Origin of the sequence: Streptomyces sp. NBC_01454 (genome assembly GCF_036227565.1) — a bacterium.
GTDB lineage: Bacteria > Actinomycetota > Actinomycetes > Streptomycetales > Streptomycetaceae > Streptomyces.
This window is the reverse complement of sequence record NZ_CP109460.1, coordinates 1,546,842-1,570,074: the sequence shown is the minus strand read 5'-3', so window position 1 is coordinate 1,570,074 and position 23,233 is coordinate 1,546,842. Positions and strand designations below refer to the sequence as shown.

Below are 23,233 nucleotides of genomic sequence, written 5' to 3'. Positions count from 1 at the left end.
TCTCTCCCTGGTCACCGTCGCCGGGGACGCGGTGTCCCCTGGATCGTGGTCCGGATGCCCTCGATGCTGCGGAGTTGGTGGCTCATGCCGTATTGCGCGGCCGTCTTCGCGGCGTGGTCGAGGACGTGCAGTCCATCATCCCGGGTGGCCGGGTCGGAGAGCAGGATGTGTCCGTGGGCGGTGTCCAGGCGAACGCGTTGCATCGGTGAGTCGGGCGTGCCGGTGGTTCGGGCGATGTCGATGAAGTGGAGGGCTTTGGTGAGGTCGCCGGCGCCGCGGTGGGCGAGGGCGAGTTTCTGGTGGGCGACGGACCAGTCTTCGGGCTCGGACAGGTCCTCGAAGTCGCGGGTCGCGGCGAGCATGACGCGGACGGCATAGTCGTGGTTGCCGTCCTTGCTCAGCGCGGTTCCCACCCACAGGCGGGCCCTGGCCCGGTCTCGGCGGGAGAGCCGGTCGTCCACGGCGAGGGTTTCGTAGTGGCGGGCGGCGACTTCCAGCTTGCCGGACATCTCGGCGACCACGGCTAGTGACAGGTCGAGCTGGGCGATGCGGCGGGGGATGTCGAGCTGGGTGAACGCTGAGCGGGCGCCGACATACGCGTGCTGGGCTGACAGCGGTCCCAGCACGGCGCCCTGGTCGCGCTGGAGATCGCCGAGCAGGGCTGTTGAGCGGGCGAACAGATCCAGGCCCTTGTCGTCCAGCTCGGCTGGCTTGAAACGGGCCAGCCAGCGGCCCAGCAGGTTGTCGGCGAACGCGAAGCTCTGGCGGGACAGCGCGACCACGACCCGGTCCAGGTCATCGGTCCAGGACTCATACTCCCAGGACCTCGGGCCGGACGCCGTCACCCGCCGTCCCGGCCCGGCCGCCGGGCGGCCAGCCTCGGACAGCAGTGTCTCGAACCGCAGATGCACCGCGGCGTCCGCACGGGCCAGTGCGGTGTCCAAGATCGCCTGGGTGTCGGGTCTCGGCTCGGTGGACTCACGGAGCTGGTCCCACTTGGCAACAGTGCGCTGAGCGACTCCGAGGTGCTGGGCGAAGCCCCTGACGCTCATCCGCAGCGCGAGCCGCAGGGCATGGGCCTCCAGGCCGGTCCAGTGGTGCACGGTCGCCACGCGTCGCTCACTTCCGCACAGCATCGAAGCACGCTGCAGGCGGGCGGGGGCACGCAAGCGCAACGGAAGTACAACAGTGGGTCATTTCCCGGGGGTTGGAGCAGGGCCACTCTCGAAGCGTCGGCCTGGATCCTGTCGGGCCACGTCTTCCGCCCCTTTTGATCCTTTGGACGGACCTGCATATGGAACCCCTCACGGAGCATCGCCCGGTGAACGGCCCGGTCGTCTATGGCTTCCTCCGGCTCGCCAAGAACTCCGCCGCTCGGCAGACGGCCCTGGTCGGGGTCTTGGCGGAATACTGCCGCAGCCACGAGCTGGTGCTGGGTGCGGTCTTCATCGAGCGAGGAAGCACCACGTGCGCCCACAGTGCGGCGTTCACCGGGCTGCTGGACGTGCTCGACATGCCGGATGTCTACGGAGTGGTCCTGCCCTCCGACTCCCACCTGGGACCCAAGTCGATAGCCGCCGAGCGGCGACGGCATATCACCGGTTCCGGAGGGCGGCTGATGCTCGTCCGCGGCAGCAAGACGACTCGCCGGCCGCCCGAACGCTCTCGTCGCCGCATTCCCAGCTCTGCCCCTGCCCTGGACGCCGAGACATGAGGCTCGCCATGCCCGATGCCATCAAGAGATTCTTTGACCCTGTCCCCGAATCCGTGGGTCAGGCCCGTGACTTCGTCCTGCGCACCCTGGCCGCTTGGGACCTGGAGGGACGGGCCGACGACGTCCGCATCTGTGTCTCCGAGCTGGCCACCAACGCCCTCGCACATGGCACACGATGCGGCCACGGCTTCCACGTCACGATGAACGCTGAGGACGACGTCGTCCGCGTCGAGGTCCACGACTCCAGCCCCCGCCGCCCCCGGCGCCGTCGCCCCACCAACGACGACGTCTCCGGCCGCGGGCTGCACATCGTCGCCATGCTCTCCGATGACTGGGGCATCGAGGACCGCGGAGTGACGGGCAAGGTCGTCTGGTCACGCTTCAAGACCGCCCCGGCCACCCAGGGGGCACCATGCTGACCGCCCGCACCCCGCTGGCCGCCGCGGGCCCAGGCCCCGGCCTGCTGGCCGCCCTGGGCGCCTGGACCTGGCTCGGCGTCGACCCGGACGACACCGACATCGCGCACGTCCTCCTCACCCACCCACCTGGTCACACCAAACACGACACCGCCGATGCCATAGAGGCCCGCATGCGGCGTCTCTCCGCATCCCTGGGCGGCTTGGCCGAACCGCAGGCCCTTGTTCCTGACCTCGGGGAACGTCTGCTGATCGTGGGCACCACCACGGTGCTGCTGCGGTTTCACGGCAGCCGCTTCGGCACCCGGCAGCCGCTTCGGCACCCGGCTGCCGGTCCGCCCCGGCTGGACCCAGCACGTCCGCGCCCACGGGCAGGCCGTCATCGTGGTCGGCCTGGACCCTCTGCCGCGAAGCGCCGACCTCGCCCGCGTCGACGCCTACCTCGATGCCGGCCTCGCCACCGGCCGCCTCCTGCTCGGCCTCGCCCGCCCTGCCTGAACGCCCCCAGCCACCCATGCACTGCCCTGACTCATCGACGAGAGGGAACGGCCATGGAAACCTTCGAACGCGCCCGATTGGACGCCTACTTCGCCAAGATCGCCGCCCAGTTCGCCCCCATCGACCAGGTCACCTCGTTCCTCGTGACCCACCTACTGCCCGAGCGGCCCGGCTTCGTCCGCGCGGTCGCCGCGCTGAGCCGCCTGCGGGCGGTGCTGCCCAAGCCGAAGTCCATCACCCCCGCCGCCCAGCGCGAGGTCGAGCAAACCATCCCGGTCGATACGCTCTCCCGTGAGTTGTTCGCCGACCCCGACGCCGCGATGGACTACTTCGAGTCCCGCGCTGGCGGCGAGCCCGTCGTGCTGCTGGACGTCGGCGGCTACTTCGCCCCCGCCCTCGCCGAGCTGCACAACCGCTTCTCAGGGCAGATCCTCGGAGTGATCGAGGACACCGAGAACGGCCACCGCCGCTACGAGGACCTCGACAAGCTGCCCTGCCCGGTCATCTCGGTCGCCCGCTTACCGCTCAAGGACCCCGAGGACTTCCTGGTCGGGCAGTCCGTGGTCTTCTCCACCGAGGCCGTCATGCGCGGACGCGGCGACATCCTCCACGGCCGCCCCGCGCTGGTGATCGGCTTCGGCAAACTCGGCAGCTCCATCGCCCGCCTTCTGCACGCCAAGGGAGTCCAGGTCACCGTCCACGACATCGACCCCGTCCGCCGCACCCAGGCCCTGTCCCAGGGCTTCACCGTCGCCCGCGACCGCGAGGACGCACTCAAGGGGGCCGGCCTGGTGCTCTGCGCGACCGGCGCGGTCTCCCTGCACGGCGAGGACTTCCCCCCACCTGCGCAACGGCGCCTACGTCGCCACCGTCACCTCAAGCGAGGACGAACTGGAACTGGGCAGCCTGCTGGACGTCTACACCCGCACCACCGTCGGGGACCACGTCACCCGCTACCAGACCACCGGCCACTACTTCTATCTGGCGAACGGCGGCAACGCCGTGAACTTCCTGCATGGCGCCAGCGTTGGGCCGTTCATCTTCCTGGTCCAGGCCGAGATCCTCGCCGCGATCAGGATGCTCACCCGCGGGGACCTGGCCCCCGGCCTGCACGAGGCCCCCGCGGCCGACCGAGCCGCTATTGCGGCGACCTGGCTGTCCTACTTCAACAGGTGATCACCATGGCCATCACGGCAGACCACATCCGAACCACCACCACCGCCTACCTCGACCAGCACCCCGAGAACAAGGGCGAACTCGCCGTCGTCCTCGGCCTCCTCGACGACGGTGACGACCTCACCAGCCGCAAGACCCTGCCCGGACATGTCACCGTCGGCGCGATCCTCGTCGGAGCCGACGGTCGTGTCCTGCACATCCACCACCTCGCCACCGGCAGATGGCTGCTGCCCGGAGGCCACTTGGAGCCCTCCGACAGCACACTTCTGCAGGCCGCCGGCCGCGAGCTCGCCGAGGAAACCGGCATCCCGCCTCACGTAGTCACCCCGCACGGCGAGACCCCGCTCCACGTTGACGTTCACCCCATCGACGCCAACCCCGCCAAGAAAGAGCCCGCCCACCAGCACGTCGACTTCCGTTTCCTCTTCCGCACCACCGCTGACATCGGCGAACTGCAGACCGAAGAGGTCTCCGACGCCGCTTGGCGCGAGATCGACTACATCGGTGACGAACGCCTTCGCCAGCGGATCATCCAGGCTCTTCGCTGACGCCCCCAAGCAGCGCGTCGGCCGGGCAAGTGCCCGGCCGACGCGCAAAAGCGGATTGCTGGGATGGTCAGTTCTATTTGGGCAGGAGTTCGCTCACCAGCCCCTGGACGCGTGTTTCGATCCGGTTTGGATCGGGTGGACGGCTTCGACGCCCGCATTCTGCCCGTTCCGGAGACATTGTCAGTGGGCTACCTCACACTCATGGGATGAAGCACTAACAAGCTCTTCAGCATTGGCGAACTTCGCACCTTGAGCATCGCCTGCGCGGCATCACGGCCTCCGCCGCAAAGTGGAACGAGGACCGCCTGCTCATCACCCCTGAGCCCTGCGGCCGGGCTTGACGGGCATCACATGGATCATCGGCGGGTGGGTGCCGTCGGTGCTCCAGGTGAACTTCATCCAGTAGTGGTGGCCGAGGGAATTCTCCAGCATGCCGATGAGTTTCGGGTCGGCCCCGTTGGCGGCCCTTCAAGACACTTCGACCCACTCGCCGTGTTCGCTTGGGGCATTCGCTGTGACTCTGCTGCTGGGAGCCTGCCCCTCAGGGGCAGTGGTGCTGGTGGGGGTTGGGGGTTCTGGAACGGTCGCGGCGTGGGGGATTGTGGCGGCGCAGGCGTTGCAAGTGTCGGCGAGGTGCCAGGTCCGGCCGTGGTCCGCTCGGATAAGTAGCAGCCGAAGGGTGCCAGAGCACGGCCCTTGCCGCCGGTGCCATACGCAGGACTGCTCGCGACAGTGGCACACCCGAAGGTGTGCCGGCAGTTGGCACTCGGCCAAGTGGCGTGCAAGGTGCCGACGGATCTAGGGCCCCCCGGCGGCGCCCGTCACGTGTGTGGGTGAGGGGCAAGCGCTGCACGTCAGTACGGGTCGCCCCACCTGACTGCTGATCGTGGCGCTCCACGCACGTGAGGGCAGGGCAGTGGGCATTCGGTCCCTCCAGGGTGCGATCGGGCAGACCTCGGTCCACCTCATGGACCGGTTCCGGGCGCGGACACCGTAGTGCAGACCTGTGCCCTGGTGGAGATGTCTCAGTGGGCATGTAAATAGGGCAGAAGTCTGCACTGCCAGGGCAGGGGTGTGCACCGTCGGATAGTCGGGTGACGATCTTCCCGCCGCCGGAACCCGACCCGACGGCGCTGCGGCAGTCCCTCGCTCGCCTGCGCGCGGAGCGTGGCTGGAGCTATGACCAGCTCGCCGCCAATAGCGGCCTGTCCCGCCGCACCCTCATCGAGATCGAGCAGGGTCGCACCATCGGCACGCTGGGCACCTGGCACGCCCTCGCTCACGCCTTCAGCGTCCCCCTGGGCGAGCTCCTCGACCCGCTGTGCGCCGGCCACGAACCCCCACGCCCGGAACGCTAAGCCAGCCTTCCCCTGATCCCCCGAAGGGGATGCCGTTGGCGAACTCTTGCCCGAAAGGTGCACATCTGTGTGCTTCTTGGTACCCGATCGAAGGGACCCCACGGCGTGCACATAAGCCGTGGGCGTGTCTGCTGGCACTTTCTACTCCGGCATCTGCCCCAAGAAACAGGCCCCCTTTCGCCCGTCCAGAGCGTGGTGTGGGCCGTCAGGCTTCCGGAGGCCTCTTCACATGTCCTTCGCCCCCACCGATGAACAGGTTGCCGCCCTTGAGGCGTTCGGTAAGAGCGAGCATCTCGTCATTCAGGCCGGTGCCGGCACCGGCAAGACGTCCACCCTTGCCTTTCTCGCCGAGCAGATGCCCGCCCGCCGCGGCCGCTACCTCGCTTTCAACCGCGCCATCGCTCTGGACGCAGCCACCCGTTTCCCCGCATCGGTGCAGTGCAAGACCGCTCACTCCTTGGCGTACGCCGCCCTCGGCCACCGGTATCGCGATCGCCTCAATAGCCCCCGCAGACCGGGCTGGAGGGTCGGACAGGACCTGGGCCTGAACACCCCCGCCCGGATCAACGGGCGTGATCTCATGCCTGCCACCCTGTCCAATGCGGTGCTGCGGACGGTCACCCGCTACTGCCAGTCCGCCGACACCGAACTCGCCCCGCACCACGTCCCGCCCCTGCGCGGCATCGACACTGAAGATGCACAGGCGGAGCTTGCCGATCTTCTGCTGCCGTATGCCGCAAAGGCATGGGACGACCTGCAGGGCCCCAACGCGGGCACGGTGCGCTTCGAGCACGACCACTACCTGAAGATGTGGGCCCTGACCGAACCCGTACTGCACGGCGACTTCCTGCTGTTGGACGAGGCCCAGGACACCAACCCCGTCCTGGAACAGATCGTCCTGGCCCAAAGGGACCACACCCAGATCGTCATGGTCGGCGACTCCGCGCAGGCCATCTACGGCTGGCGAGGAGCCCGCGACGTCATGACCGGCTTCACCGGCCACCACCTCACCCTCACCCGCTCCTTCCGCTTTGGTCCCAAACTCGCTGCCGAAGCCAACCGCTGGCTCACCCTCAGCGGGGCCCCCATCCAACTCACCGGAACTCCCGACCTCCCCACCACCGTCGGTCCCCGCACGGAGCGCCCAGACGCGGTCCTGTGCCGTACCAACATCGGAGCCGTCACTGAGATCCTCGCGCTCCTTAACGTCGGCACTGCAACGGCACTGGTCGGCGGAGGGGACGCACTACGTGCCCTGGCTCAGGCTGCCCGCGACCTCATCGGTGGACGACGCACCCACCATCCCGAACTCCTGCTGTTCACCACCTGGAACGAACTGCGCGACTACGCCGAACTCGACCCCGCGGCGCAGACCTGCAGCCCTTCGCGAACCTCGTAGACGAACACGGCCCCGACGCCATCCTCCACGCCGTCGACCGCCTCGTCCCGGAAGACAAGGCACAGGTCACCGTATCCACCGCCCACAAAGCCAAAGGCCGGGAATGGGCCCATGTCCGCATCGCGCCCGACTTCACGCCGCCCCCCGACACCGACGAAGTTGACGCCACCGGCAGCCCCGTACCCAGCCCCATCAATGAATCAGAGGCCCGCCTTGCCTACGTGGCCGTCACTCGTGCCCGCCAACACCTTGACCCCGCGGGACTGGACTGGATCGATCAGCACCCCGACAACCCCACGGGGCTTTGCCCCTGAGGGCACCGATCCCGTGGCACGACCCGGTCACGGCCACGGGGGGCTTCCTTAGGGAACGATGGACAGGCTGTGCGTCGCAGCAGCGGGGCCTGGACGGGCTGATCCTGGTCGGCGCCTGCAGTAAGAGCGCGCCGCTGCAGGTTCGTCTACTGCGCAGTTGGTGCCCGAGGCCGTACTGCGCGGCCACCTTCGGGGCCCCACCGCCAAAGATCGCTGGACGCTATCCGGGATGCGATCAACGGTCGGTGGAGGTCCCATGGAAGTGCGGCAATCGAGGTCTGGGTTCACTGAGTTACCCGTGTCACCACACTCAGGTGCTACAGAAGTATCCACAATATCGCAGATGAGGTATTGCGATCATGGTTACTAGCAGCACAGATAGAGGTGCCAAGGCGCTTTGCTGAGCTCCTCGAACCGTTACCTGCCGCGCTTCCGGAGGATTGGGATGAACGAGACCATTCTCTTTGACAACGAAGCAGGGCACGGTTTGAGGCGTGGCATTGACGAACTCGCGGACACCGTAAAACTCTCGTTGGGCCCGAAGGTGAGGCGCGTAGCGCAGGTCCGCGGTGTATCCCATGAGCCAAAAGTGAAGCTTGCTCTGGCTAGTCCCGCCGCGCGCCCCCAGGAGTTCGAACTCACCGACCCGTACGAGAGGATCGGCGCCGAGGACGAGAGCTTTCCCCTTGATGCCGGCCGGATCAGCCCCGATCTCTGGAGCGACTACTACGAGAAAGAGATCGACGTAATACAGCTCGCGAGTGCGCTCACCACCCCGTGGGGAAAGATCTTCAAGCTGGTCGGCATGCAGACCCACTACAACGACTACTTCCACGGACCGCTCGATCGGGCCTGGATCAGGCTAACGTTCACCCGCCGATCTTCAGATGGTCGACCTGAAGTCATTGCACCGGTTCACTTTTACGGTCGATCCGGTCGCCGACGTACCGGACGACCATTTCGACGCCAAGACCAAAATCATCCGTTTGGCGCTCGTCGGAGCGGCGCATCCCGACAATGTGGTCTCCTGCGAGATACGCCACGACGGCGAATATCAACAGCGGTGGCCCGACAAGAGCGTGACGACCCAGTGGTTGCTGCCCAAGGTCAGCACCCGCGACGCTAAGACGACGCCGCTGCTGCCGCCCGAGGAAGGATTCGGCGATGACCCACCCCTTACCGCCCCCACATCGCTGGCGTTCTGGGGACGAGGCGTCGGCGGAAGCTGGCAGGTGACAATCCCGCAACAGCAGTTCGACACAGGACTGAACCTGAACGGACTCACCCGGATCCAAGTGTGGATCGGATACCAGTTTCTCCACGGTTGACCGACCGCGGCACGATCGGCGAGATGACCGGTGGGCGACTGCCTGGAGGTCTCGACGGCGATCGATGGGCCGGACGCTACGCGCCAACAAGGGCATGGGTTTCTACCAGCTGAGAAACGCGAGATTGGAGATGCGCAATGACAGAGATCGACGTGGGTGTAGTGGACTCGAGCGCGTCCAGCACTACGATCCAGGCAACGATATTCAACAAATCAAGTCGTACTATCGCCACGGGCGGCACGGTGCGACTTACGGCAGCTCCCTTTGGGACCGGTAATTTTGCTGAGGGGACTTTCGGCTCGATCGCGCCAGGGGGGCAAGAGACGCAGCTTATCAATTGGGATTTGGAGCAAGACGATGAGGGACATACCCCATTTCCGACGGCCGCCCGCTATTCCCTTTCAGCGGAAGGGGGCGGGTTCGCCTCAGGCGGAACCGGTCAAAATCCAGAAGGAATCGCAGGAGTCCGATTCTCCATATTTGACTCTGACTGGTCATAACTGCGCCGATCCTGGATAGAGGGGCACTGGCTCCCCGAAACAGGCGAATAACGTTCGATGCTCTTCGCACCGCAGACGGCCGCGCAAGCACACATCAGCAAGATCGCCGTCAGCGAGTACCACCGGCCCCGGCGTGAGCGCGGATCCGGAACCGATTCGAGGTAGGGGCCCAGGCCAGCGATCCGGTCCGCATCCAGCGGCCCCAACTTCTCCAGCACGGCAGGGACAGGGGAAGCTGCAACAGCAGGCACGGGACGTCCTCGTGATCATCTGGCTTCGACACCACAATGATCACGAACCCCCGTGCCTGCTCTGCCATCCGCCCCTACCGGCCTGATCGTCAACCCTCCACGCAAGCACGGAACTTGACGGAGCCCTGGGCCAGTGGCGGTCCGGTTGAGGTTGATCTTGTCGCGGGTGATGGCGTCCGGCGGTCGCACTTCACCCTCGGTCGGGCCCGGCCCACCAGAACCGCTGGTCTTCCAGGTCGTGGAAGCGCGTGACGAATTGGAAGCCGGGCAACTTGTATAGGCCGAAGGCCATGTAGGGGTGCGACGCATTGTCGGGCGGCGACTGTCTCCACGCACGCCGCCGTCGAGGCCCGGTTCCCCTACGACCTCGCGGTGACGTAGAGGCATCGAATTATCACGTTCAGATAACACTCCTCGACGATTCGTGAGACATCTGGGGCACGAACTGGGCGCGTCGAGCAAGCCTCATTTGGCCCGTCTTCGCTGAGACAGCAAGCAGCCTGAGACACCCGAACTGTTCCTAATGTCGGCACCGAGTCCGGCCGGCTGCGTACCCGTAGGTACGGGCAGGCCGAGGCGGAGATCTACCGCGCGACGATGATCGAGATGTCGATGGGGGGGCCAGTTCCAGCATGCAATCGGTGGATGGAACCACGGCTACCCGCCCTACCCCTATGTTGCGGTGGTCGACGAGGATGCCCCGGTTCGGGGGCAGGGCCGGTTCGGGGAGATGCGGCCGAAGAAGAAGCTCGTTCCGCACCCCGACGAACGCCGGTTCGACGCCGCCCGGGAGCTGTGCCGCCTCCGGCGCGAGGAGCATCTGAAGGGCGCGGACATCGTCGCGATCCTCCAGGCGGAGCCCGACCGGTACCCGATCGAGGGTGAGTGGGCCTACAACAGGGTCGAGGGGCTGGTCGCGAACCCGAAGCTCAGCGGCTATCAGGTGTACAACCGCAAGTCGAGCAGGACGGGCCGCGCCGGGCTCTCGGGGCGCAACCCCATTTCCCAGTGGGTGTGGTCGCCGAAGGTCGTGCACAAGCCGGTAGTGAGGCTGGAGGAGTGGATGCAGGCCCAGGAGGTTACCGCGGGACTGCGCGCGGGCGTCGAAGGTGGCCCGCTGCTGCGGATCCGGGCCGTAGCCTCCCGGCTCGGGCTCACCGTCACCGCGGTCAGCAGCAGCGCTACGCACACGCTGTACCGGATCGGGAACCGGCAGATCGTCCTGCCCTCCCCGGTGCCGGACACGCTCGTCCAGCAGGTCATCGAGGACTTGGGGAGCGCGGCGTGAGCGAGACCATCGAGGGCCAGGCCCACCGGCGCGGCCGGACCTGGGTGACGCACCTTGTCGAGCACGGGGTGTACGCACACGGGCGGACGCTACGGGCGACGGAGGCGAACGCCGTGGAGGGGCTCGAACTCGTCGGCGTGAGGGCAGAGGTCACGCTCACCCCGGTGACACCGGAACTGGAGACGCTCCGGGCCGCCGACGACGCCCGCGAACAGGCTCTGCGTGCCGCGGTGCACTCCCTGGCCCTGCGCCGTACCACGCGGCGCGACATCGTCCTGGCAACACGGGCACCGGCCTGGCTGGTGAAACAGATCCTCGCCGAGCAGGCGAAGAAGGACGACTCACAGCCTCCTGCGGAATCAGCCACGACAGCCGAGGGCACCGTATGACTCACGGACGCCCGTACGGGTTCCTGCGGCCCGTCGCTCAGGGTTCCTGGAACGTGCGCGTCTTTCCGTGCCAGCACTGGGTCGAGGCGAACTCCAAGCCCGAGTACTCGATCCTCTACGTCAGAGCAGGGCTTGCCGAGCAACTCGAAGTGCAGCAGCCGGGTGCCGATACCTGGTGCCAGCGCTGGAACCACCGGCCGTCGACGTCGAGACCGACCCGGTACGGTGGTTTCGATCCGGAGGCCCACCGTGTCGTCCGGACCTCCGAGGCTCCGGCCATTGTAGTGCCGGGCGCATGAGCGGCTACCGGGAGATCGTGAAGCTGCTGGCGGCGAACACCGGCGCGAAGCGGATGAGCGAAATCTTCGACAACTTCGTCGAGATGGCGGCGCTGGCTCTGCGCAACGCCGTGGACGTCCGCGGGAGCGAGTCCTGGGAAGCGCGCGAAGGGCAGTACCTCCAGATCGCCGGCGGCTACAGCAGAACAGAGTTGGACCGCTTCGCGCACGCCCTGGCGCTGGTGACCACGGAGATGGAGCGCGAGCCCTGCGACGTGCTTGGCCGCCTCTATATGGAGTTGGAGCTCGGCAACGAGCGGCTCGGCCAGTACTACACAACGATGCCGTTGTTGTGGCGGTCCAAGCGGTCGGTCACAAGCCCTCCGAGCCACGACGGCAGCGGGTGACGCACCGGTGTCCCTGGCGGACACCGCCCGGCGCCACCGCGCACCCACCATCGCTGTGGTCATACAAGAAGATCGGGTCGCAGGCACCATATCGCCGTAGCCGTGGCCTTTTGGCGTCCTGCCAGGTCCTTTAACGCCAGTGACGCGCGCCGGCACCGCCGGCATCGCCGGGCGCTCCGGCCGCCGAGGCGATCAGCGGGGTGCCCGCCCGCAGCTCAACCCGGTTCGTGCTGGCGCGGGCTCGGATTGCGGGGGGCTTGCGGGCGGGAGACGATGGCCTTGTTTGCTACCTGAAGCGACGAGCACTACGCATCGATGAGCACTGGGCTCGGCAGCGGACGACGGCAGCGCATCCGCGCCCTTCGGCGGCAAGGGACACCTGGTCTGGACCGACTAGCATCGCCGGCACGGTCACTCACGTCCCCATGAAGGGCTACCCAGGGCTCGATTCGGAATCACGCATTGCGTCGAGTGCACACAATCCGAGTGCACACAAGGAATTGCCGAGCGCATAGAAGAATTCTCGGAATTTCCGGGATGCGGAATACAAGCCCGGGGATTCCAAGGAGGGTCACGTGAGCGACGAAAATCTGGACGGTGGTTTGCCGGGCGGAGCACCGGCTCAGGTTCCGTGCGATTGCGGACCGTGTCCCGTCTGCAGCGTTGAGCGGCAACAGTCAAGTCCATGTGCGCTTTTGCTGGGTCATGACGGTGATCACCAATGCGCCTTTCAAGATGCATGGACGCAAGCCGGCCCCTCTGACATTCCCATCCCCAAACCGCCACCGCTACCGAAGTGCCGAATGGTGTGCCCAACGGACGGTGTTGAATGCCTGCTGGTGCTAGGGCACCAGGGAAGTCACCAGTGCGGGCACAGCTTCTGATGAATCGGCACGGGTAGCGGGGGTGGCGAACCAGCGCGATGATGGCTGAGAGGGACCCCGAGTGGCGGTAACGCCGGCACGGCGGTGAGTATGAACGGTACGTGGACATGCGGAAACTGCGGCAGTGAGGAACCGGCCGAGAATTGGCGGTGCAGCCGCTGCGGCAATGCGGTCCGGCCCGACCACCCTGGTGGCTGGTCCACAAAGCCGCCACCTCAGGAACCACCGCCTCCGCCTCCTCCACCACCTCCGCCTCCTCCTCCGACCCGGCCCCAACCCAAAACGCACTTGGTCTGGGCCATTCTGTCGATCTTCCTCTTCTGGCCATTGGGCCTGCCCGCGCTGTACTTCTCCGCACAGGTGAAGAGCAAGTACACGGTCGGCGACTATGCCGGAGCACTCGATTCATCGACCAAGGCGCGGTTGTTCTCGCTCGTCGCCACCATCCTCTTCGTGGTCGCCTTCGTGATCGGCATCATCCTCGTCGTCGTGATGTTGCACAACATCCCTTCCAACGACTACTAGGACCCGGCTATTGACGGCCGTGTGATCTCCTAGCGGCGACGCGGAATAGGCACCCGAAGGTCCACCATCTGGTAATCGCCCGCCGCGAAGGGCTGCACCACCGCGAGCGGAGCGTAGTGGTAGGCGACGCCGCGCGGGGGCCGCGACCGTGGCTGCCCGTTCTGGTCGGTCGGCCACTCCACGTCACCCGTGAGCACCCTGGCCGGGATCAGCCAGTAGGCGCCGCGCCGATAGGTGCGGGGCCGCTCGGTACTCGGTTCGAAGCGGATCTCGATCCCGTCCTCCAGGAACAGCCACTCACCCTCCCGCAGCGGGCGCGGTGCCCCGTCGCCCCTGGCGTCGTCGCCGCTCGTCCACGCGGTCGCGCCGTGGTCCCAGCGCCGCAGGAGCGGGTGGAGTCCGGGCACCCGGCCACCCGTGGGGTGGTGCGGGTCATCGGCCGGGTCGGCGTCCAGCACCACCTGGTACGCCGCGTGGTCGATCTCCTGGACGGTGTACAGCCGCGGAGCCGGTTCGTCGAGCCGGTCCGACGCGCCCCGGTGCACGGAGGCATCGTCGACGAGCTCCACGCTGGCCCCGACCTCGATGCCGAGCTTGTCGTCGCGCCCCAGCGTCTCCAGCTCCACCGCGGGACCGTGCACCGCCCGGATCGGCAAGGTGACCGAGCCGTTCTCCCGGGACCACTTGAAGGTCGCGGTCTGCGCGGTGCCGCCCTGGTGCACCTCCACCCGGTACAGCTGGTTCTCCGGCCCCCGGTAGCCGGAGGACGGCGAGAGGTGGCTGGGCGAGGTGTCGTCCTCCGGGCGCCGGACCCGTGCCGCGAGCAGCCCGCGGGGCTCGAACGTCTTGCTGATGCGGTCCCGCAGATAGCGGGTGCCGGTCTTCATGTCGGGCATGTACGCGTTCTCCTCCAGCGGAAGCCAGCACACCTGCCACATCACCCGGGTCCGCGCGGTGGTGTCCGGGCTGTGCGGCCCGAGGGCGACCTCCCGGATACGGGGTGCCTCCACGGAGGTGACCAGCCGCTCCCACACCCGCAGGTATGCCAGGAACGGCTGCTGCGGCAGCCGGTCGCCGTCGTGGTCGGGGTCGAGGTAGTCGTAGGGCTGGTTCAAGTAGTCGGTGCCGTCGCACTCGCACAGGATCCCGTCGACGTACATCCGGCCGGAGCCCAGCGTGAAGTTCTTCCCGTCGAACGCGTCCAGGCCGAACCCGCCGGGGCGTCCCTCGTCCTCGTCCGGCGGGTACGTGGCGGGCCCGAACATGTCCACGACCAGGGTGCGCAGGAAGTACTGGAGGATGGCCGCCTGTTCGTTGATGTCGGCGTCGAGCTGGACCCGGCCCTGCTGGGCCAGGACCGCCGAGAACCGCTGGGCGGGGTCGAAGGTGACGCGTGAGAAGTCGCCGTGCATGGTGCGCTCCGGGAGAGGAAGACAAGCGGGTCAGGTGGCGAAGAACAGTGCCGCGTCGCACCCCGCAGGGGTGTACTCGGCCAGGCGGGTGCGCAGGTTGTCCTCCCGCTGGGACCGGAAGAGGTGGTGCAGCGCGCCGGGTTCGGAGCCGTCGTCGGCGCCCCGGCGGATCTCCTCGGCGCAGTCGTCCGCGAGCTCGACGTAGTGCGGCATCCCGTACCGCCGGCCGGCGAAGCGCAGGGCCACGCGCGCGGGGTCGCCGGACTGCTCGGGCTGGCAGTGCGACCGGGCCGGTGTGCGGGAGCCGGGTGGCAGCCAGCAGAACCGCACCGCGCCCTCGGTCGTGTGGGCGACCCGGACCGCCCCGTCCAGCAGGCAGTTGTCCAGCACGTCCACCTCCTGCACGTGCACCGTTCCGATGACGGTGGTCCGGCACGCCGTGAGGCGGACGGCTGCGGGGCCGTCGTCGTCGCCGCGCAGCGCCGCCACGTCCCGGTGGGTCGCGTCCAGCACGCTGTCGTACAGCAGGACGGGGTTCGGCCCGCCCGTGCCGTCCGGATTCGACACCGCGACCGTGCCGAGGATGCTGCGGTGCACCTCGGTACGGACCGGGCTGTCGACGATCTCCAGGCTCGGCATCCCGGGCGCCAACGGGACGCATCCCGGGCCGAGTTGACGGCCGGGAACGAAGGTGCAGTGCCGCACGAGGAGCCGTCCCACGGGGCCTTGGACCTGGACGCCTCCGCCGGTGACCAGGAAGCCGTCCAGGACGATCCGCGGCAGTGGGGCGTTGCCGGAGCCCTCGCCCGTGCCCGTGATCCGCAGGGTCCGTGTCTCGTCGTGGAACGGGGTGCCCAGCCGGAGGACCGGGCGGACCCCGTCCATGGCCCGGAGGGTGAGGCGATCGCCCCGGTCGAGGAGGACGTCCGTCAGATCCTCGGTGACGCCGTTGCCGGAGACCTCGATGACCGCTGCGGCCTTGCCGGGGTGGGCGCGTTTCTCCGCGCGCCAGCGGTCGAGCGCCTCGCCGATCGACCGGTCCTCCCGCCCCGGGCCGACCCGGTAGTGGACCTCCGCACCGGTCGGGGCGGAGTGCGGCCGGGCGTACTCGCCGCCGCCGAGATCGCCGGCGAAGGAGTGGTGATAGCTCACCCACACCCGGCCGTCCCGCGCGTCACCGGGCGGCAGGACGAGCCGGCCCAGGACGGGATCGACGGCCGCCCGGCCCGCTCCGGGACGGTAGTGCCAGTCCGACAGGTCGGCGGCGACGATCCGGTCCAGCGCCACCGGCTCGCGGCGGTCCGCCGGCCCGGTCCACAGGCACAGGCTCTTGCCCGGCCCGTAGTAGTCGAAGAGCCGCTCGGCCAGTGCCCGGCGCCGGATCGGCGCCGGCACGTTGGTCTCGTCCGCGGTGTGGCAGGGCGACGGCTCGGGCACGGGCTTGGTGACCAGGTGGGTGTCGATGCCCAGCACGTGGAAGGCGTAGCAGCCCCGGTCCGGATCCAGGCAGAACGCCGGGGCCTGGGTCACCGCGTACGTCCGCGCCCGCCACACATGCAGCCCGACCCCGCCGAGGCCGTATCTGCCCGGACGCCGGTCGGATCCGGTGCCCGACACCTCCGCCGTGTGCGCCAGTTCGTCGAAGGGGCCTCCCAGGCGGTCCAGGACGTCGACCCGGCGCACGTTCACCAGCCCGCCGTTGCCGAGCCGGCGCCCGTCGACCCGGCTGTTCGACGCGTAGCGGCGCACCGGCTGGGTGATGCCGAGCAGCCGGCGGGATTCGACGGCGCGCGCGGGCCAGTCCGCCACCTGTGCCGCCAGGTCCTCCAGCAGGGCGAGCGTGCCCTTGCGGCGGCGGTTGACCACGGTCTCCGCGACGTCGCGCCGGGGAACGGAGGTGGTCCCCGGCAGCACTTGGTAGCCGACGAGATCGCCGAGGTAGAAGACGACCCAGTCGTCACACGTCTCGATGAACCAGTTGTCGTAGAGGCGCTCGGTGTCCGCCCGGACGACCTCCGCCTGCTCGGCGAGGACGTCCAGCAGCGCGTACAGGCGGCGGCCGTTCTCCGCGTCGAGTCTGCGGTACAGCGCGGGCAGCAGCTCGTACAGCTCGTCGGGTGTCATGGGATCCTCCGCAGGACCAGGGTCTCGGGTACGGCCGGGTCCAGCAGCGCGAGTTGGGCGGGGCGCAACGCGTAGCGTGCGGCCTGCGGTGTCGTCTGCGGGCCGCCCGCCGGTGGCGCGTCGCGCACCGCGCGGTACCCGGCGGGGAGGGCCGGGACGCAAGTGGCCACCGAGGGATGCCTGGCGAACCGGACGATCTCGGATGCCTCGACGCTCTCCGGAAACCCTCCGAAGGCGTCCACGGTGACGAAGTCGACGCCGGACACCGCCTGCGCGGCGGCCACGGCCGTGCTGAGGAAGGCCGGTTCGGCCAGTTCCGCCGCGGCGAAGCCCAGAGCGGCCGTCAGCGCGTCCCGGACCCGCTGCTCGACCTTGTCCGGGCGGTGCCCGGGTGCCGTACGGACACCGAGCGCCAGCACCAGGCGTACCCGTTCGCAGTGCTCGACCCGCACCGCCAGCGCGGGGTCACCGTAGCGGGCGATGGCCGTGCGCAGGGCCGTCAGCAGCGGCGCGGCGGCGTCCGGCGCGGCGGCGGCGACGGTGACGTGCACGACGGGGCGGGAGTCGGCCGCGCACCGGCGCGCCACGGCCTTGTCGACCCCGGCGAACCCCCGGGCGAAGTCCTCGTGGTCGCGCACGGACACCAACCGGTCGAGTGCGGCCGGCCGCACGAGGTTCGGCTGCCACAGCTCATCGGACCCGTCGGCATCCGCGCCACCGGTGGCGGGCAGCGGGTTGGTGACGCCGGTGACCCCCAACGGCCGGTCGACCAGCTGGTCGATCTCCCCGGCCGCGACATTTCCCGCCCGGCCGCCCCCGACCCGGTAGCGGGCCGTCACATTCTCCCTGCCGGTGGGCAGCCGCGCGCCGTGGCGGCCGTCGCCGAACTCGACGGCCGCCGCGCCGTCCACGCCCGTGCGCAGCTGGTACGCCGGGGCGGCCGGCCCCTCGTCGGCGAGGTCGGCGGACGCCCGCCACACCACGTCGTCGACCCGGACGGTGAGCACCTCCCGACCCCCGTCGGGCGTCGCCGACGGCATCCAGGCCAGCGGGCCCCGCCGCAACGGGAAGATCTGGCCGGCCCGGCCGGCGTCGCCGCTGCCGAGGACCTCCTCGCAGGTCTCCCCGGCCGTCGCGGGGACCACGTTGCCGTGGATGACGAGCGTGTCGCGCCGGTAGGCGTGCGTCAGCGGCGCCTCCAGCAGGAGCGTCGTGCTGACGCGGTCGTCGAAGGGCGTGCCGTCGAAGCCGTGCCGCACGCCCACCAGCACCGCCAGTTCGGCGCCCGGCACCCCCGCGCTGCGGCCGCCCGCCGAGGCGTCCTCGACCGCGATGTCGGTGCGTTCCCCGGACACGATCAGCGGGCGGCCGGGCGTCAGCCCCTCGTGGACCCCGTCGAGGCGAATCGTGTCGCCCGTCACGGCGGACGGGTCGGGAGAGGGTGCGGGGACCAGCGGCTGACCGGCGGCCCACACCGTGGTCGCGCGGCGCGCCGTGATGTCCCCGGGGTTGTCGGCCCACGGCCCGTCCAGGCGCAGCCGGGTCACCCGCAGCGCGTACTGCTCGTCGGCGACGGCGAGTTGGGCGACCTCGGTGACCTTCAGCACGCGGGTGCGGGAGTCGTCCGCCCGCCGGACGGCGATCCAACTGCCGGGCAGGATCTCGTCGTGGACGGCGTCGAGCAGCAGCACGTCACCGGAGAGCTGTTCGGCTGCCTCCGCCCGGTGCGGCGCGGCCGCGTGCAGCAGCCGCCGCACGCGCGCGTCGTCAGGAAGGGTGGCGCCCATCGGCGTGGCCTTCACGCGGAAACACCACACGCCCGGCGGTGGGGCGGCCGACACCGAGACGACGCCGAGCGCGCGGCCCAGGGACGCGGTCACCTCGGTGCCGCTGCCGGCCAGCAGCCGGGGGAGGGTGTCGGACCCCGCGCCGAGGACGTCGGTCACGCCGGCGGCCCCGCCCGCACGGCCGTCGTGCCGCTCGATCGCGCGCAGCAGGGGATCGAGGGCGTTCAGGATGTGCCGGCCGGCGCCGGCCCGGTCCTGGAGCAGGGCCGCGCGCTCGGCCGAGCCGTCGGGTGAAGCCGGGGCGGCCCCGTCCGGTGGCGCGGCGAGCTGCCGGGCGGCGGACTTGATCGTGGCGATCCGGACGGCCGCCCGCTCGATGAGGGCCTCGGCCTCGGGCGGCCGGGGCGCACCGGCCGGCCACTCCCGCAGCGCGCGGAGCTTGCGGTCGAGCGAAGCGGCCAGGGCGTCCGGGTCGCGCAACTCCCTGGCCCGGTGCCGCACTTCGCGCATGAGCTGGAGCAGGTCCTCCAGCGGACCGCCCGACGGCAGGCGGGCCGCGGCCTCCTCCCCGTCCTCGCGCAGCGCCTCGACCGCGTGGTCCAACTGCCGGGCCGCGTCGGGCACCTTCAGCGCAACCGTGGTTCGCCCGTTTGCGGGGTCGGGCCGGGCGGTGTCCACCAGGCGGGTCAGGTTCAGGCGCGGGTCGTCGTACGTGAACAGCAGCCGGTCGCCGGGGCGCAGGGTGTGCTGGACCCCGGCGATGTCGAGGGACGGCATACGGGCGGCGACGTCGGCGGTCAGGGACGGCGGCCGGGTGGTGCGCACGGGAAGCCGGTTCCACTCCGCACGGGCGACGAGGTCCTCGCTGGTCTCGTAGGTCTGGGGCAGGCCGCCGGGGACCGGCCGGCTGGTGACCCGCGACCCCGCCGGGACGACCGTGCGGACGCCCGCGTCGAGGGTGTAGGCGAGGTGGGTGGTCGCGGCGAGGGAGGGCCGGCGCCGGTGGCCGACCAGGCGTCCCAGCCACCCGAGCGAGACCTGCTCGGTGGCGGTGCGCAGGTAGCCCTCGTTGGCGATCCGCTCCTGATAGAAGGTCAGCACGTCGGCGAGGACGGCGAAGGCGTCCAGCAGCGCGATCGAGGGGTCGTCCGGTTCACGGGTGGTGAGTCCGGCCAGGGCGGCGTGTCCCGCCCGGGGCAGCCGGGCGAGCATCGCAGCGAGGAACGTGTCGTACGTGCCCACGCGGTAGCGCAGCTCGGGCAGCCCGGGCCGGTTCCACACCGGAGCCGGACGGGGGGCGCGGCCGCCGGTGCGGGGGCCGTGGCCTTCGGGGAAGCCGGTCATCGTCCTCCTCTCACACGCAGCGCGAGGCGCCCGTTCTCCGGGTGGGCGGCGTCGGCGTCGAGCCGGGCGATCTCCAGCGGGCGCAGCCGCAGCTCCCCCGTCGGCGGCACGTCCAGGGCGGCCGTCGCGCCCTCGCCCGGCGCATGGAGTCTGCGCAGCCGGGTCACCTCGGCGTGCCGGACACCGGGCACGCTCATGCACAGGGCGATCAGCGCGCCGGCCCGGACCGGGGTGCCGAACGTCAGCGCGTCGGGATCGAAGAACCCCGGCCCGCCGTCTGGCCCGCGCCCCGGCAGCAGCCTGCGCAGCAGCTCCGCGCGCAGGTGATCGGCGATGCAGTGCGGGCCGACCAGCACATCGAGGGCGACGTCGAGCGGCACCTGGAGGGCGGGACGCGTCACCACGTCGTGCCCGACGCGGCGGAAGCGGTGCAGGGAGGCGCGCACCTCCTCCAGGAGGCGGGGCGACGGATCGGGGGCCCCGAGGGGGTCGACGGCCACCTCGGCCTCGTACCAACTCCCGTTCCAGCGCAGCGTGGCGGCGGCCCGCTGCACGTCGGAGCGGCTCGCCGCCAGGGTGGCGTAGTCCTCCGCAGTGACGGCGCGCAGCAGCCCGCGGAACGGTTCGCGGGGCGCGGCGAGCCGTGCCTCGGCGACCGGTTCCGGGTCGGTTCCGCCGGTGGCGGGCAGCGGGTTGCGCACCCCCGTGACGTGTGCCAGGGCACCGGGGACCCGGGAGGCGATCCGGTTGACGGCCTCCGCCCCGATGTTGCCCTCCTGCCCGTTGCCGATGCGGTACTCGGCGCACAGCCGCGCACCCGGGCGGGGGGCGGCTCCGCTGCGGCCGTCGCCGAAACGGAGCGCGAGCACGCCGTCGTCGTCGGTCTCGCCGACCACGTGCCGGTCGCCCGGTCCGCTCGCGAGCAGGTCCCGCCGGGGCGTCCAGGGCGGCCCGGCGTCATCCTCGTCGACCCCGTCCCTCGGCGGGTGCAGGCGCAGGACGGGCACGGCCTCGCGGGGGTCGGGCCGCAGGGCGCCGCGCACCGAGCCGTGCAGGGCGGGGTTGTCCGGGTGGACCGCCCATGCGGCCGCCCGGCCCCAGGTCTGGGCCAGTTCCCAGCCGGTGTCCTCGGGGTCGAGCACACATCCCGACCGGGCGCGCCGGTCCAGGGCCTCCAGGCGGCGCAGCTTCGGTTCGAGCAACTCGTCGAAACGGGACAGCAGTCGGCCCAGGACCCTGCCGGGGTCGGCGTCGTCGGACAGGCCGAGCAACTGCCTTTCACCGAAGAGAAGTTGAAGGAAATCCCGGTCCTCGTCGGACAGCGCCGTCACCGAGTGGTGGAGGTCGCGCAGCCGGTTCCGGGCCCGGGTGGCCAGGTCCGTCAGCTGCCGGGCCTGTGCGGCGGCCAGGTCCGCCGGCCGGGGATGGGGCGGCGACCAGGTGACGCCGCGGCCGCTCAGGGCCGTCACGAAGGGCCGGAAACGGCGGGCGGCCGCGGCCGTGAGCGCACTGCCGTCGGCGTCGCGGGACGATACGGCAGCATCCAGCCCGAGGGCGTCGCCGGGCGCCGGGACGGCATCCTCCCCCTCGGCCTCCTCCCTCTCGGCCCGCCCGGGGACCTGGATGATCTCCTCCCCGGCATCGCCGGACAGCCAGGTGTTCTCGATGCCGTGCTCGACCAGCAGGGCGTTGCCGCAGGCGACGGAGGCGGGGCGCGGGCGGCCGGGGCCGTCGGCCGGGCCGACGCGCAGCGGAAAGGTGAGGGCGTCCTCGGCGGCCCACTCCACGTCGACGAGCAGCGTGCCGGAATCCGGGTCGACGTCCGGTGTGATGCGGGTGAGCCGGACGGCCTGCCGCCGGGCGGGGTCGGGGCCGGCGGCGCGGTCATCTTGCGAACCGGCCGTCTCCTCCAGGACGAGCAGGTCACCGGGGGTCAACCGCAGGGCGCGGTGGATGCCGTAGCCGTCCCGGAGGGTGGCGCGGGTGGCGCCGGCCGGCAGGTGGGTCTCCGCCCGGCTCCCCGGGAACAGCGGGATGCGGTTGTGTTCCGGGCGCAACACCATCTCCCGGCGCTCCAGCGGCCGGTACACCGGGCGCCGGCTGGTGACCAGCAGGGCAAGGGGCAGCACCGGCCCGGCCGTCTCCGGGGTGCCGTCCACCGGGAACGCCGTGAAGGCGAGGTCGGCGGTCCGTACCGGCACCGGGGCGTCGGTCTGTACGCAGACGACCGTGCGGGCCGCGCAGCCCTCGTGCATGGGGTAGCCCACGAGGCGGGCGTGGCGCCGCACCGAGGTGCGCAGCCGCGCGGTGTCGAGGTAGGCCTCGGTGGCCACGGCGTCCTGCTGGTAGCTGAGCTGGTCCCCGACGTACGCCAGGAGTTCCACCAGGGTGACCCAGACATCGGGCGCCCGCCGCTCGGTCCACTTCGGCAGCGTGAGCGCGAGCCGTTCCAGCAGCAGGCGCCGGAAGCTCGCGTAGTCCTTGGCCAGGTAGTCGATGGCCGGGGCGGGTCCGGCTGATGGACGAGGCACCGGCTCGGCGGCGGACGGCGCGGGGGCCGGCTCGCGGCCGGTGGGGTGGAAGCGGAACGCAGCCCGGTCGCGGCCGCGACGGAAGCCGCTGCCGAGGGCGCGCAGCCGGTAGGTGGACTCGTCTCCGGGCCGGTCCAACGTCAACGTCAGATGGTTCGTCAGACGGTTTGCCGGACCAGCGCCCGCCTCTTCCGAGGTGTGCCGTACGACGCGCAGGACGCGGATCTCGGTGACCCGCTGCCCGCCCTCGATCCGGAAGCTGTTGCGGTCCAGGCGGGCCGGGAGCGTGCCGGAGAAGGTGACGGTCAGCGTGCGCCGCCCGGCGTCCACCCGCACCTGCTCGATCCCGGCCATCTCCTCGTACTCCGCCGCGCTGCCGGGTTCGCTCGTGACGGTCATGACGGCGTCCCTCCGCGGACCGTCAGGCTGCGGCTCTGCCCGGTGGCCGTCAGGGCGTAGGTGACGTGCACGACCAGGGCGGACTCCTCGCTGCTGACCGTCAAGGACTCCACCGTGAGCAGGTCGCCGAGCCAGCGCTGGAGCGCGGACTGGGCCGTCATCTCCACGGTCGCCGCCAGTTCCGGGCTGTTCCCGGCGAAGACCAGGTCGAGCAGGCCGCAGCCGAAGTCGGGGCGGTTGACCCGCTCCCCGGGGGTGGTGAAGAGCACTTGCTTGACCATGTCGCGTACGTGTCCGTCGTGCTCGACCTGTGCGGTGCGGCCGCGGCTGTCGACGCGGTACGGGAAGCTGATGTCCATGCGG

The 23,233-nt window shown here is 70.1% G+C and carries 16 protein-coding genes and 2 pseudogenes; 11 read left to right on the top strand and 7 right to left on the bottom strand.

From position 1 onward, the window contains the following. Positions 1–11: 11 nt before the first annotated feature. A complete protein-coding gene (locus tag OIU81_RS06705; protein WP_329144845.1) occupies positions 12–1,112 on the bottom strand; it encodes a helix-turn-helix domain-containing protein in 1,101 nt (366 codons plus the stop codon). A gap of 182 nt (positions 1,113–1,294) precedes the next feature. Between OIU81_RS06705 and OIU81_RS06700 the strand changes: the two genes are divergently transcribed. The 7 genes and pseudogenes from OIU81_RS06700 to OIU81_RS06670 all read left to right on the top strand — a co-directional run bounded on the left by OIU81_RS06700 (position 1,295) and on the right by OIU81_RS06670 (position 8,751). Continuing rightward, positions 1,295–1,714: a hypothetical protein gene (locus tag OIU81_RS06700; RefSeq protein WP_329144843.1), complete on the top strand. Its 420-nt coding sequence runs from the start codon at positions 1,295–1,297 to the stop codon at positions 1,712–1,714. A gap of 53 nt (positions 1,715–1,767) precedes the next feature. Then, complete coding sequence (locus OIU81_RS06695; protein WP_329330947.1) at positions 1,768–2,133, top strand: ATP-binding protein; 366 nt, start codon at positions 1,768–1,770, stop codon at positions 2,131–2,133. Between the two features lie 548 nt (positions 2,134–2,681). Then, positions 2,682–3,804 (top strand): annotated as a pseudogene (locus OIU81_RS06690) (adenosylhomocysteinase). A 5-nt stretch (positions 3,805–3,809) separates the two neighbouring features. Continuing rightward, on the top strand, positions 3,810–4,352 hold the full coding sequence (locus OIU81_RS06685; RefSeq protein WP_329144839.1) for an NUDIX hydrolase: 543 nt from the start codon (positions 3,810–3,812) through the stop codon (positions 4,350–4,352). Positions 4,353–5,446: 1,094 nt separating this feature from the next. After that, positions 5,447–5,710, top strand: a complete 264-nt coding sequence (locus OIU81_RS06680) for a helix-turn-helix transcriptional regulator (protein ID WP_329144837.1) — start codon at positions 5,447–5,449, stop codon at positions 5,708–5,710. Positions 5,711–5,939: 229 nt separating this feature from the next. Further along, positions 5,940–7,423: pseudogene (locus OIU81_RS06675) on the top strand (UvrD-helicase domain-containing protein). An 887-nt stretch (positions 7,424–8,310) separates the two neighbouring features. After that, entirely contained in the window at positions 8,311–8,751 is a 441-nt protein-coding gene (locus OIU81_RS06670; protein ID WP_329144835.1) for a hypothetical protein, read from the top strand. Positions 8,752–9,190: 439 nt separating this feature from the next. Here the strand turns inward: OIU81_RS06670 and OIU81_RS06665 are convergent, their stop codons facing one another. Continuing rightward, positions 9,191–9,469 carry a transposase family protein gene (locus tag OIU81_RS06665; RefSeq protein ID WP_329144831.1) on the bottom strand — a complete coding sequence of 93 codons (279 nt, stop codon included), beginning with the start codon at positions 9,467–9,469 and terminating at the stop codon, positions 9,191–9,193. Between the two features lie 715 nt (positions 9,470–10,184). Here OIU81_RS06665 and OIU81_RS06660 point away from each other — a divergent pair. The 4 genes from OIU81_RS06660 to OIU81_RS06645 all read left to right on the top strand — a co-directional run bounded on the left by OIU81_RS06660 (position 10,185) and on the right by OIU81_RS06645 (position 13,273). After that, the gene (locus tag OIU81_RS06660) at positions 10,185–10,790 is read left to right on the top strand and encodes a recombinase family protein (protein WP_329144829.1); all 606 of its coding nucleotides are present in this window, start codon (positions 10,185–10,187) and stop codon (positions 10,788–10,790) included. Then, a complete protein-coding gene (locus OIU81_RS06655) occupies positions 10,787–11,179 on the top strand; it encodes a hypothetical protein (protein ID WP_329144827.1) in 393 nt (130 codons plus the stop codon). The genes OIU81_RS06660 and OIU81_RS06655 overlap by 4 nt, the downstream gene beginning before the upstream one ends. A 295-nt stretch (positions 11,180–11,474) precedes the next feature. After that, positions 11,475–11,864 (top strand): hypothetical protein, encoded by a 390-nt coding sequence (locus tag OIU81_RS06650; protein WP_329144825.1) that lies wholly within the window; start codon positions 11,475–11,477, stop codon positions 11,862–11,864. A 974-nt stretch (positions 11,865–12,838) separates the two neighbouring features. Beyond that, positions 12,839–13,273 carry a CD225/dispanin family protein gene (locus OIU81_RS06645; protein WP_329144823.1) on the top strand — a complete coding sequence of 145 codons (435 nt, stop codon included), beginning with the start codon at positions 12,839–12,841 and terminating at the stop codon, positions 13,271–13,273. A gap of 29 nt (positions 13,274–13,302) precedes the next feature. On the opposite strand, the gene OIU81_RS06640 is transcribed toward OIU81_RS06645, so the two are convergent. From OIU81_RS06640 to OIU81_RS06620, 5 genes are read right to left on the bottom strand one after another with little or no spacing between them, the layout of a single operon-like run. After that, on the bottom strand, positions 13,303–14,685 hold the full coding sequence (locus OIU81_RS06640) for a DUF6519 domain-containing protein (protein ID WP_329144821.1): 1,383 nt from the start codon (positions 14,683–14,685) through the stop codon (positions 13,303–13,305). 30 nt (positions 14,686–14,715) lie between these two features. Next, the gene (locus OIU81_RS06635) at positions 14,716–16,809 is read right to left on the bottom strand and encodes a hypothetical protein (RefSeq protein WP_329144819.1); all 2,094 of its coding nucleotides are present in this window, start codon (positions 16,807–16,809) and stop codon (positions 14,716–14,718) included. Continuing rightward, entirely contained in the window at positions 16,806–19,940 is a 3,135-nt protein-coding gene (locus OIU81_RS06630; RefSeq protein WP_329144817.1) for a putative baseplate assembly protein, read from the bottom strand. Before OIU81_RS06630 ends, OIU81_RS06635 begins: the two co-directional genes overlap by 4 nt. After that, a complete protein-coding gene (locus tag OIU81_RS06625; RefSeq protein WP_329144815.1) occupies positions 19,937–22,870 on the bottom strand; it encodes a putative baseplate assembly protein in 2,934 nt (977 codons plus the stop codon). The genes OIU81_RS06630 and OIU81_RS06625 overlap by 4 nt, the downstream gene beginning before the upstream one ends. Continuing rightward, positions 22,867–23,229: a GPW/gp25 family protein gene (locus tag OIU81_RS06620; RefSeq protein ID WP_329144813.1), complete on the bottom strand. Its 363-nt coding sequence runs from the start codon at positions 23,227–23,229 to the stop codon at positions 22,867–22,869. The genes OIU81_RS06625 and OIU81_RS06620 overlap by 4 nt, the downstream gene beginning before the upstream one ends. Positions 23,230–23,233 lie beyond the last annotated feature (4 nt).